Origin of the sequence: Chryseobacterium pennae (assembly GCF_003385515.1) — a bacterium.
Classification (GTDB): Bacteria; Bacteroidota; Bacteroidia; order Flavobacteriales; family Weeksellaceae; genus Chryseobacterium; species Chryseobacterium pennae.
In genome coordinates this window covers 1-12130 of record NZ_QNVT01000020.1, presented here as the reverse complement: position 1 = coordinate 12130, position 12130 = coordinate 1, and the positions used below count along the sequence as shown (strand labels likewise).

Genomic DNA, 12130 nt, shown 5'->3' with positions numbered 1-12130 from the left:
TTATATGAAATCAAATTAATCAACTATAATGAATTACATAATTCATTATAGTTGATTAATTAAATAGATATATATATAGCCTAACAATTTGCTTAAGTCCTGTATTTAGGAAAATTTGAATCTAATTGAGAAATCATTTTTTTATTTATTTTCCTTATTAGCTAAATATCCATCTCTAAACCTTAGAAAATCTTCCGCTTTTTTAGGATTATTTTTAATCCACAATTGCATTACTTGAGTGTTTTCGCTAAATACTTTAATCTCATTTTCATCGTAGATTTTTTTTCCTTCATTAGCAATTTCATTTAAAATATCTTGGCGCAGTTCACTTTTTGCTTTGATGCTTTCTTTGTACCAATTAGTTGCGAAATTGATAGAAATAATCAACACCAAAACTGAGAAAATTGCAACTCCAATTCCGCTCCAAATAAATTTCTCCATTCCTTTTGCTGTTTTTTGAAAACTTTCCAAATAATCGCTGATTTTTTGTGAAATAACGGCTTCTATTATGGTAGCAATATCTGCTAAATACTGAGTTCTTGAAAGTTGTTCTTTTTCATAAAAAGCCAATACCTCATTAGGAATTTCTTTTATGACTTCAAGGTCTAACTGCATTTGACCAATCGTCAATACCAGATCTTCAATAACCGCTTTTACTTCTGCATTAGATTTCTTATTCTCCAAATTTGAGGCAATGTTATTTTCATTGGATTTTACCACGTTCTCCAAAAGTTCCATTCCACTTCTTTTAGATTCTTCGTTTTGATTTTTATTTTCCATTTTTTTGATTTTTGAATTGTTAATATTTATCTTGATTTCCGCTTCTTTTTCCAAAGTCCATCATCGCTTTGCGCAACATAATTCGGCTTCAAAAGCTCTTCTAAAAGTTCACTTGCAATTTCTGCTACACTTTCCCTTGATGATGATTGTGGTTGCGTGTTCAGACTATTTATTTCGCTGCTTCCGGACATTGATTTTATCAGATCTTGAAAGGTGGAATCTATTTCAGAAAGAGAATACCCCTTGTATTGATTAAAAAGCAATCCGTTTTTCTGCTTGTTATTTCCTAATTGTTCAATTTTACCTATCCAAACATCTTGAATTTCATTTTTTTGATGGGGTCTGAATTCTTCCTTATATTGAATGTTAAAAGAGAATCCTTTCTGATACAGGCTGGCTCGGAACTCTTTCCAATTCTCAGAAGTTTTTTCGGCTTCACGAACTGCATTTTTCACTTCAAACAAAGATTTTATTTCAGAAATTTTCAATCGATTTGAAATTTCAGACAGTTTGTAACCTGCTTTATAAATTCTTTCTGTTTGAAAATTTTTGTCCTTTTCCATCACAATTCGCATTCCCGAAATTCCGTCTTTGATATTTGAAGACAATTGAACTTCAAAACCTTTTTTCTTCATTTCTGAGATGAGATTATCAAAATTATCTTCTGACCTAATGGCTTCGGTCAAACTTTTAAGCATCTCCGCTTTTTTCTGAATTCCAATTTCAACATCGGTTAATAATCCTTTCTCTTTGCAAACTTCTCTGACAGCTTCACCAAATCTCTTTCCGATATCGTGTGCTTTCACAGTGCACTTTCCCGAAATATCAATCCTATTGGCGACAAAATGAATATGCTTATGTTTTGTACTGTTGTGAATATCCAATCGGTATTGATTTCTATTTGTCACACCTACTTGGGTAAGAGCTTCCATCACAATTTGTTTGAATTCTTCATCCTTCAATTTTCTACCGATCTCGTCCGGTTGAGAAATGTAGCCTGTCAATGCCCATTTCTTCACTTTGGGATTTCTTTCAGCTACGGTTTTCATTTCGTGAAATTGACCTTCCGCAGTATCGCTTAGAAGATAATTCGAAGCCACCATTTCTGCTGTTCCTTTATCATTGCCATTGTATTCCAAAGCAATCTTTGTGATAGCTCTTGTGGTTGCGGAATTATTCATTTTTCCGAGTTTAAGAATATAAATATTGATGAATCATTTCGATCAGATTTTCAATTCTTACTAAAATTTCTTTCTTGTTTTCAAAAACATTCCATTCCCGATTTCGCAAAAGATTGGTTATTTTCTTGAAATTGTTTCCAAATTGAAGTAAGACTTCATCGGTTTGAAATTCATTAATTTTTAATTCTTTTTCGAACAAAATATTCCGGATATAAGTAGACATTTTTAGCGGATATTTTTTCTGTTTTTTAATCAGAATTTCATATTCAGAATTGGTCATTCTGATTGAAATCACTTTATCCAGCTTTTTATTTTCCTTGGTCTTCAACCCACCTTTCCGCCCTAATTCTTGGAAATATTTTTTTCTCTTTTCCCGAGCAATCTTTGCCTCATTTTCTTTGGCGACTTGGTGTATAAATTTTTGTAAAAAGTCTTTTTCCATTATGTTAATTTTAGTGTTTGTAAAACATTTCTGACGATAGGAAGAAATCAAAAATCCCAATTTTGCAATCAGCGGCTACGCTTATTGTAAACTTTGGGTACTTTTTGCACTAACATACCACCATATTTTACCTGTGTTTATTTTACTCACCTTCTCCTAAGTTTCACTTTTCGTGCATTGGATGGATTTTTTTGAACAAGCCAATCATTTAAGTCTTTGAAATCCGAATACAAAACCCGACAATCTTCTGCGTTTTTGTTTTCATTTTTAATCATTTCAACGGCACGATTTCCTGCTTCATCATTATCAAAATAAAGCTCAATATTTTCATAATTTTCGAGTGAATTTTTAATCTTAGAAATCATCGAGACGGAATTCAAAATAAGATAATTCGAAGACTTATTGTCCAACAATTTTTCTACATTTTTAAAAGAAAAAAAATCAAAAAACCCTTCAAAAATTTTCAAATCTCCCGAACCATTTTTTATTGTAGAAATGTCTTTTTTACCCAAACAGATCTTTGAATATTTATTGCGAATTTCATAACCGCCAGAATCGTTTTTAAATCCAATTCCGAAATTTTTTTTTTCATTCATTCGATAATGAATCTCTTTTAAAAATTCGATTTGGCTATCTACTTTTCTTTCATTCAAATATTCCAGAAGTGCAGGATGCTGAACGTTTTTAATTTCAATGATCTCATAATTTGCAGGAAGATTTTCTACTTTCCGATCTGAGATATTTTGCTGTTGAAAGGAAGAAAAATTCTGACTTTCTGCCCATACTAAAACTTCATTGACCGAAGCGTTCAGATATTTCTTCATAAAGTCGGTATTCGTTCCACCGATTCCTTCTGAAAATAAATACCAATAGTTTAGGCTTTTATTAATTTTAAAAGAGGCTTGGGATTCGTTGGCAAAGGGGTTGAGATACCAAGCTTCTTTTTCATTTTGTTTCGTTGGAAGGTGTCCGAGAGAAAGTAGGACTTCTTCCAGCGGTATGCTGTTGAATTGTTTGCAGTTCATTGTGTAATTTTTAATGTTTTTTAGTAATAAATAGTAGGTGTTCTGTCGGTTCAAGCGGACGGGTTTGGTTTTGACTAATTTTTGATGAATTGATGAGAGAACTTTGTAATTAATTGAATTGTAATAATTTAAATTCTCATCAAATTCTCATCATCTCATCAAACTTGAGATTTTCTTCTCATCACTCTCTCATCAAAAATCAAGGGTTTAAAATTTGATGAGGCTTTTGATGAGAGATAACAGATTGATTTTCTTTTCATTATCTGTTAATTCATCATTTCATCAAATTTTTGGAGAATAAAATTCTTTTCTATTGTAAAGTACCGCCCTATTTTGTTCTGTTGGAAAAAACTTAAGCCATAATCTAGGTCGTATTTGATATAGGCTAATGAATTGTTTTGAGGCTCAAGCTTCCAGATTTCTTTGAGTAATTTCCTGACATCATTGATTGTCCAATAACTGTTTTTGAACATTTTACCCAGCATATTGAAAATATCCTGTGGAACACAATTGATTTTGTTATCTTCTGTGTTCTCAAAAAACTCATATAAAAGTTCAATGATCTTGGATTCGAGCTTATTGTTGTTTTTCCATAGCAGTCTCTGAAGCGCTTTGGTTCTGATCTCAGACTCCGTGAACCACATTCTGGTCAACTTATGGCTGTGGAAAGGTCTTTCAATCAGATAGCGCAGGAAATAAGGAATCTCCTTATTGAGATTGTGTAGAAATTCAGTGTTCTCGCTTTTGATTGATCTAACTTTGATAATCCAGAATCGGATCTCATTTTCATCAATCTGAATGAAGTTATCTTCATTATTGGAACAGAGGATGAATTTGCCGAAGAATTCTACTTCTTCCCTGTCTTTTCCTTTAGCCTCTTTCTTGTCTTTATCAGTCGTGGAAAGGTATTTAAGACGTTCCGTGATTTCTTTTTTGTCAAAAAACACTTCGTCAATAGCTACAATCAGCATTGAAGTCCAATCCGAATTGAACTGACTGCTGAAGGAATCTCCTTTGATGTAAGTCATATTGAGTCCAAAGATTGATTTCAGCCATTTGATGAAAGTAGATTTTCCGGTAGATCTTTCTTTGCTAACTAAGCAAAGGATTGGAAGCATCTGAATTGGATATTGGAGTAGGATCTTAATATAATCCAAGCCTAATTCCAACTGTTCGCCAAAAATATGTTCCATAAAATTCAATGAAAATGGAATCTTTTCTTGAAGTTTATCGATTTCTACATTCTCTTCTATAGGCTGATATGGAATTTCGTTATAAACATTGTAGAATCCTTGAATGATCTGCTGGTAGTCCAGATGTGAAGGGATACAACAGAAGCCATCATACTTAGGAACTTTTGAAACATATACTTTTCCGTAGTCGCTGATAATCGTTTCACGATTCCATCGAACCAGAATCGAAATCTTGTCTCCGGAAATTAATGGTTTTTCAATCGTTTTATAATACGTTGTTCCTACTCTTAGATAAGGAATTTTTTCGCTCATTTTTTAAAGGGATTGATTCCGTAATAGAATTACGGAAAGGTTGAACAATAATGATTCGGATAAACAAATGAGTTCGTTTATCTTTTGTACTTGAGCGATTTAACATCGCTCAAAGCATTCATCAGATCCAAATGGCTGATTCTGTAGAATCGTCCGATTTGTTCAGCTTTGATGTTGCCTTTTAAAATGTGTGAGCGAACGGTCTGATAATCGAGTTTAAGAATTTCTGAACATTCTTTGATGGAGTACAGTTTCTTTTTCAACTCGATTTCAGGTTCTTTTTTGAGAGAATAGAGTATCTCTTTTACTTCCCCTAATTCATCAAGAATGGTTTGGAATGGATTGGTTGTCTGCATAATCTGTGATGTTATTTGCAGACAAAATTGTATGATTGGAATAAATAATTATGCAACTCCACTCAATTGCGTGAAGTTTAATACTTGACATTAAGCAGTTTAGATAATTATTGATGTATATCTTTTTCAAAATCAATAGAATAGAATCTACTTTTAGTAGTGGATGATTTTTATTCTTTTTTGTGTTTATTCAGATAGCTAAACAGAGAAGAAGTATCATTATTATTTTGAGTTAAATCTCAGTTTAGTTTTTTCAATCAATTCTTCATAACACAACTTACAAATTTTCATTTGGTACGTTATTTCGTGTCCATTATAGATTCTCTTAACTTTCTCATTATTCCAATCATAAACATAAATTTCTTCAATTACTTTATGAGGTTCTGATTTTTCACCACTATCTAATCGATATATCACCTCGCCATTAATTCTTTCAACAATAAAGAAAGGAATATCATTTTCTAAGAATATGGTCGTTTTTTTATTCCATTTTCTAGACCCATTGCTAATCTCATCATACTCAATTTTGATAATTTTCTTTCCTTTTTTGAAAATCTTGTATTTTTTTTCATCAGCATTATCTCCATTACTAAAGTCAATTCCTCTTATTAGAGAAAGGCTATCAATTATCAATGTTTTTGAATTTTTAATTTTCAGATATTGTTTGTTAATATCCACATCTTTTTTTTGTGAATAAATACTGGAACAACTGATGAACCAGAATAGTATTGATATATTTAGTTTTTTGGTCATAAAGTATTTGCTAATGGAAAAAGTACTGTCGAAGTGTGTGATAAATAAGAACTGGAAGTTCAATTTCAATCAAGCTAAGCAGTTATATTTCGTGTGACTAAATCACAAAAATTTTAAACCCGAATTTTACCAATACCTGCTTATATAAAGGTTTTTTTACAGTTTTATATATGTGAATGAACAACCTTCATCACAAATAATTTCGTATTTGGAAGTTACAGGATTTAGATAAATTTTATTGGGGTTAATTTCATCAAAAAACATTAAATAAAATCGTTCTTTTTTGGCAATATTTATTTTTAATTTATTTCCATTGATTTTATACGTTCCTTTATCTCCATTTTCATTTTGAAGCTTACTTTTACTTTCGAATATTAATGTTTCGCCATTTTTAATTTCATTCGTAAAAATTTTAGCACTTCCATTTTTGCCACTTTCAGCAACTAATTTCCATTTTCCAATTAATGTTTTATTTAAATTGTTTTGTGAATAAGAATTTATAGAAATTATGAAAGCGAGTAGAAATAATATTTTCATTTTTTAAATTTAGTTATTTAAATAATTTGTTCATTTTCAATTCAATAAAGCGGTTTTTTTACAAACTTGTAGCTAACACCCAAATATACATAGTCTGTCGATTTTAAAATATTTATTCAATCACCTGCTCAAAGTCTAATACTTGATATTATACAGTGTAGATAATTCTTAATAAACAATTTCTTAGTTTCTATTTACATTTATAGGAAGAACAATTTTAACGTCTATTGGCTTTCCTTCCTTTTTGGCGGGTGTCCATTTTGGTGAAAGGTTCAACACACGTCTAATTTCTTTTTCTGAAAAATTCCCTGTGGTCTTTACATTTAGAATATTAATATTTCCTTGTGTGTCAATTAAAAACTCGATAACAGCATTACCCGAAACTTCATCAAAGTTGAAATAATTATCTTTAATAAATGGTATAAAATTAGAGTTTCCGTCTTTAAAGACGGGCTTTTCATCAACTAATAGATTGTCTAAATTAAAGTTATTATGTATTGCTTCTTTCTTGGGTTTTATGGTTTGAGTGTTTAAGTATAGAAAGTCAGGGTTATTTTTCAATTCAATAAGTTTGAAATAAGTCCAATTTGTATAATCAAAAATCTTGTCGTTCAATTTATCTGTAATGGATTCAAAAAAAGCATTAAAGAAAATTTCTCTTTCGAGATATGTTTCACTAATTCCATCTAATGTAACACGATTAATATCGTAAATTTTGTCAAGATTAAATTCCCCACTCATTAGTCTAAAATTCCAATCCAAATTATATTCTTTTCTGATTATAGGATTATCACCAAAGGATAATTTTGTAAAATCTGTTGAATAAGTGTCAGGTCGATAAACACTAAGCAATATGTTGTTCAATGTTCTTTTTTCCAACATTATAAGAATATTGTCATTAAAAGTAGCATCATATTTATCGTTATCATTTTTCACTTCCCAAATCCCTATGAATCTTCCTTTTGTATCAAACTCGCCCTTTAAACCGCTCCAATTAACTTCTCCTACTAATATATCGTCTTGAAATTCCAAAGAATAACTCTCAGAAATTCCATTCTCAAGAAATTTGAATATCCAGATTCCATTTTTTAAGTCATTGGTATAATTTCCATAGAACTCAATTTTATAACCGTCATTTTCAAAATGATATTTCCAAGTTCCAACTTTCAAATTTTGAGTATGTTGACCAATTTCTGATTGATTCTTGGCTTTAAAATATTCAAATTTACCTTCCAGTATTATATTATTCTCCTTCCCTTTGTAAAAATTATACTTTGCAGTTCCTTCTTTATAATTTCCTTCAAAGGTTTTTAAGTCCTGAGAAAATAGGGTAACTGAAAATGTTAAAAATAGGATTGTAATAATTTGTTTCATATTTTTCGAAGTGCATTACACAATTAAGGAGACCATTTCGGCACTTGGTGATGGCAGGGCAATTAAAGTATAAATCTTCACTTTTTGGTAAAAGTTCAATCGAAGAACTGCCGTTGAACTTTGCAGTTTTACCCACTATTGCAAAACCGCTCTGGCAATTACTCTTTAATCTATTTTTTTATCTATTCATAAAAGTATGATAAAATTCTCCGTCATCAAGATTTTGAATTTTATTTAATAGCAAAATCAAATTATCCTGAATTTTTGGTTCTATTTGATTTTCTATAATCATTTTTTTTGTTTGTTCAAATTTAGCGCTTCTAAATTTAACATCAATTACTGATTGGAATGCCTTAGTTCTAACTTGGTCTCCAATCAGAAACATTAATTCATTTTCCCAATCTTCTTGAGTTTTTTCAGAAAACTGACCACTATATCTTTCAAAAGTCATAGAAAAATTTCCGTTCCAATCTCCCCAATCTGGTGATTCATCCATATTACCAACAAAAAAATCAAGTTCGTTTATTTCATCTACAATAACTGTTTCGGTATTTAAATTATATTTTTTGATAAGGTCAATGCTTTTAGCTACCTCATTCCCAAATATGTTCAACTCATAAATATCATTTTCTAAATCAAAATATTGGTGGTTGCTGAATTTTAGAACAATCAAATTATCGTCAATTTTTTTTGACATCAGTTAATATTGGATATTTATTTACGATTTTAAGATTTTCCATTTTGCAGTTCGTTTTATAATTGCACTAACTATCAAATATACATAATAGTACGATTGGAATGGCTAATGATGAAATTTTACCCGACTACGAAAATTTAATACCTTATATTAAATAGCTTAGATAATTTTTGATAAATATCTTCTTCAAAATCATTGGGTTTAACAGTGATAGCTCTTGAAAATGTTCCCTTGTCAAACTTGGTATTATATTCGTTTTCCATCGCCTCAATAATAGTGGTGTCTTGAAAATCCGGATTAATAATATGATTGTCCTTTAAGAATCGGTGGATTCTGATGAAAGAAGATTTCTGATCTACGATTAGGTTGTGATTTTCATCGATGAACTTTTTGTCTTTCAAAAAATCAATGAAAATTTTAGAACTGTTTTCACCTATCATAATATCCGACAGGCGAATTTCTCTTTTTGTTTTACTTTCTAAAGCAAAATATAGAAAAAGGGTAGTTTCAGCACCACTTAGAAAATTCCCCTGTAACTTCATTAGGTTACTTGAAGTTATTAAGCAGGTGGATTCTTTTCGATATTCATCTAAACAATAATTGATTTTCTCCTCAAAATTGTGATTTCTTGATATATCGATGTCTTTGAAGTGAGAGCTGAAAAAATTCTCCAACTTTTCATACTGTATCAAAAACTCGTTTTTCATTTTCTCAGTAAGAATAATTTTGCTGGCTTTCTTTTTGGCTTTGTCGATTCTTTTTGACAACATCTTTTGAATGTTTTCTCCCCTGATCCGATAATAGACCATCATAGGATAGCTTACAAATTCTTCCCAAAAGTTCCAACGTCCGTATAATTTCTTCTGATCCATAATTTCATTGATTATTAATAAAAACCACCTTCTCGCAGAACCAGTTTCTAATTACCTTTCCATTTTTAAATTTTGAAGTCCTAATTGCGTACCTGCAAAATTATCTTTGTGTAGAGATTTTTGTATTATAACGCCCTTTCAAAATAATAAATTTATGTGTATTGAAGCTAAATTGTTAAAACTAAATTTTTATATATTCAAAATTAATATATAAATTTATAAAACATATCACATAATATATGAGCTATCCAAAAGAAGTTTTAAAAGAAGCTTTAGAAAATTTTTTAGTCGAAAGATTAAAAGAGTATGATTTTAATTTCAATGCAAAAAGTTTAAAATTTGTAAGAGAATTTGATGAAATAAAAAATGAGATATATTTTCCTGCCGCCAAATTTAATTATGCAAATGAAATTATTCAATTTGATTGTTATTTTGACATTGAAAGCTCTAAATTTAAAAGGTGGCACAAAAAGAATTTTCCTGATTTAAGTGTATCATATTACTTAAATCCAGAGAACCATTACAGCAAAAAATTTAATAGGGAGTTATACGCTGCGTATTATGATTTTAAAAAATATGATCATCAAAAGATAATGGATGTAATTTTTGAGAATTTCGTCAAGTGCAAAAATCCATATTTTCTTGATAATAATACTTGGGAAAAGATTGCAAAAAATAGTGTTGCCGAAGATAAAATCAACGCATTAATTATGTGCGGAAAATATAATGAAGCTTTCGAATTATGTTCGGATAAGATAGAAAAATATCAAAAATATATGGAATCCGATGATTACAAAAATGAATCAAATCCAAATCTAATAGAACATTATCAATATCATTTAAATCGATTAGCAGCAAAAGGAGATTACTTAAAAGAATATATCAAGATTGATTTGTAAAATAAGATTTAGGGATTCCTAATTGATTATTTCAATTCCTTAATTTCTTTATAGAATATATCTTTCTTATACTCAAAATAGCTTACTTAAAAACTTCGTTCATATAATTAACTTTATCGTCTTCACTTGGTCTGTAATACGCATTGAAGACCTCTAAACTAGTATGTCCTGTGTAGCTCATAATTACTTTGTCAGGAACTCTCTTATTTTTCATTATAGTGATAAAGCTTCTTCTTGCAGTATGTGAGGAAATTCTTTCCCAAAACTCAGACTTTACGTCTACTAATTCATCACCATATTTCATAGTTTTCTTTATCTCATCAGTAAATTTCAGCTCTTTAAAGACCTCCTTAATAAATTCATTCATCTTTTGATTCGTAATAGTTGGTAAATCATAATCATACTTTTCAAGAATTGATTTAGAAATAGTATTAATTGGAATTGAAAGATTCTTAGTTTTACTTTTTAAATCAATAACCCTAATAAAGTCCCCTTGAATATCCTGTTTTGAAATACGATTGTAATTTCCAAAGCGCATTCCAGTTACACATCCAAAAACAAACAAATCTCTAACTCTTTCAAGTCTTTTATTTGTACTGAAATCATATTGATAAATTTGTTCCACCTGCTCGTAGTTTAGAGCTATCTCGTCTGTTCGGAATTTGGGAGGTTTCTTGAAATTGATAAAACCATTGTTGTAGGTGTATTTCTTACTCAAAGTCCAATAAAAAAAAGTTTTTAATAATCCCACGTTTCTATGGACAGTATTAGCGGAATGGTCTTTTTCTTCGATACAATATTTGAGAAATTTATTATAGATCTTTTCATCAAAATTACCTAAACTTAATTTTAATTTGTATTCCTCTTGGAAATTCTCTAACAATTTTTTGTTATAATCATATCTGCTTTTAGTTGATTTAGATATTCCCTTTCCAGAATAATCATTTTCTTTTTCCTGAACAAATTCATCATATATCCTGAAAAAATCGTCTTTTCTTTTGATCTTTTTAAATTCTTCGTCAAATCGCTGTCTTATTATATCAATCGTTATCTCTTCGCCAATGTTTTTGTAACGATTGACAATCTCGGTGAAAAAACCGATGTATCTGTCAAGTTGTTTTTTTATACTTCTATGGCTCTCGGCTCTTTTTGTTCTTCCGTTTAGATCGTTGGGTTGCCGGTTATCGAAATCCCATTCTTCAGGTTTAATTTTTTCTCCAGTAGAATAGATAAAATTCTTATTTTCATTTCCAAAATAAGAACGGAAGTAAATTAGTGTTTCCTTTTCGCCGTTGGGTTCTTTAAGTTTGAAGGTAGAATTCATAAGGTGCTAAATTAGGTGCTAATACTTTCATAATTGAACATAAAAACAACTTGTTTTTATTAATACAAATATATTTAAAATATTGATAAATAGAATACTTATACAAAATTAGATATGTTAATTTTAACAAGGTTCGTTTCCCTCTCTCTCCGCAATAAAGCAAAAAAAACCTACTGTAATCAGTAGGTTTTTTTTTTCACATTTTTCCTACATTTCTTTAAGCAACACATAAAAAGTTGGTTCACCTGTTAAAATTGGTTTCACATTCTGGATAAAACGGATCAGTACCAAAAGTTGTGGATTACGCAAAAAGTTTGGTTAATCTAAAAAGAAAAAAAGATTTATCTTTTACTCCTCTGAGCTGTAATCTAAAGTTTTTGATTTT

At 29.9% G+C, this 12130-nt stretch carries 13 protein-coding genes; 1 reads left to right on the top strand and 12 read right to left on the bottom strand.

The genetic code is table 11. The features are described 5' to 3' along the window. Nucleotides 1-141 precede the first annotated feature (141 nt). The 11 genes from DRF65_RS18550 to DRF65_RS18500 form a co-directional block, all read right to left on the bottom strand. Nucleotides 142-780, bottom strand: coding sequence for a hypothetical protein (locus tag DRF65_RS18550; RefSeq protein ID WP_123947384.1), 639 nt, complete (start codon nt 778-780; stop codon nt 142-144). 26 nt (nt 781-806) lie between these two features. Beyond that, on the bottom strand, nt 807-1961 hold the full coding sequence (locus tag DRF65_RS18545; protein WP_115972239.1) for a relaxase/mobilization nuclease domain-containing protein: 1155 nt from the start codon (nt 1959-1961) through the stop codon (nt 807-809). A gap of 10 nt (nt 1962-1971) precedes the next feature. Further along, entirely contained in the window at nt 1972-2403 is a 432-nt protein-coding gene (locus DRF65_RS18540; RefSeq protein WP_115972238.1) for a plasmid mobilization protein, read from the bottom strand. A 146-nt stretch (nt 2404-2549) separates the two neighbouring features. Then, nucleotides 2550-3428, bottom strand: coding sequence for a toprim domain-containing protein (locus DRF65_RS18535; RefSeq protein ID WP_115972237.1), 879 nt, complete (start codon nt 3426-3428; stop codon nt 2550-2552). Nucleotides 3429-3694: 266 nt separating this feature from the next. Continuing rightward, nucleotides 3695-4933, bottom strand: a complete 1239-nt coding sequence (locus tag DRF65_RS18530; protein WP_115972236.1) for a primase-helicase family protein — start codon at nt 4931-4933, stop codon at nt 3695-3697. A gap of 77 nt (nt 4934-5010) precedes the next feature. Continuing rightward, entirely contained in the window at nt 5011-5289 is a 279-nt protein-coding gene (locus DRF65_RS18525; protein WP_115972235.1) for a helix-turn-helix domain-containing protein, read from the bottom strand. Between the two features lie 222 nt (nt 5290-5511). Next, nucleotides 5512-6042, bottom strand: a complete 531-nt coding sequence (locus DRF65_RS18520; protein WP_115972234.1) for a hypothetical protein — start codon at nt 6040-6042, stop codon at nt 5512-5514. Nucleotides 6043-6198: 156 nt separating this feature from the next. Continuing rightward, nucleotides 6199-6579 (bottom strand): hypothetical protein, encoded by a 381-nt coding sequence (locus DRF65_RS18515; protein ID WP_115972233.1) that lies wholly within the window; start codon nt 6577-6579, stop codon nt 6199-6201. Between the two features lie 183 nt (nt 6580-6762). Continuing rightward, a complete protein-coding gene (locus DRF65_RS18510) occupies nt 6763-7953 on the bottom strand; it encodes an energy transducer TonB (protein WP_115972232.1) in 1191 nt (396 codons plus the stop codon). A 178-nt stretch (nt 7954-8131) separates the two neighbouring features. Continuing rightward, nucleotides 8132-8650, bottom strand: a complete 519-nt coding sequence (locus tag DRF65_RS18505; RefSeq protein ID WP_115972231.1) for a hypothetical protein — start codon at nt 8648-8650, stop codon at nt 8132-8134. Between the two features lie 137 nt (nt 8651-8787). Continuing rightward, on the bottom strand, nt 8788-9522 hold the full coding sequence (locus DRF65_RS18500; protein ID WP_115972230.1) for a hypothetical protein: 735 nt from the start codon (nt 9520-9522) through the stop codon (nt 8788-8790). A gap of 239 nt (nt 9523-9761) precedes the next feature. Here DRF65_RS18500 and DRF65_RS18495 point away from each other — a divergent pair, with 239 nt between their 5' ends. Continuing rightward, complete coding sequence (locus DRF65_RS18495) at nt 9762-10421, top strand: hypothetical protein (RefSeq protein WP_115972229.1); 660 nt, start codon at nt 9762-9764, stop codon at nt 10419-10421. A gap of 82 nt (nt 10422-10503) precedes the next feature. Here the strand turns inward: DRF65_RS18495 and DRF65_RS18490 are convergent, their stop codons facing one another. Further along, a complete protein-coding gene (locus tag DRF65_RS18490) occupies nt 10504-11745 on the bottom strand; it encodes a tyrosine-type recombinase/integrase (RefSeq protein ID WP_115972228.1) in 1242 nt (413 codons plus the stop codon). Nucleotides 11746-12130: the final 385 nt, after the last annotated feature.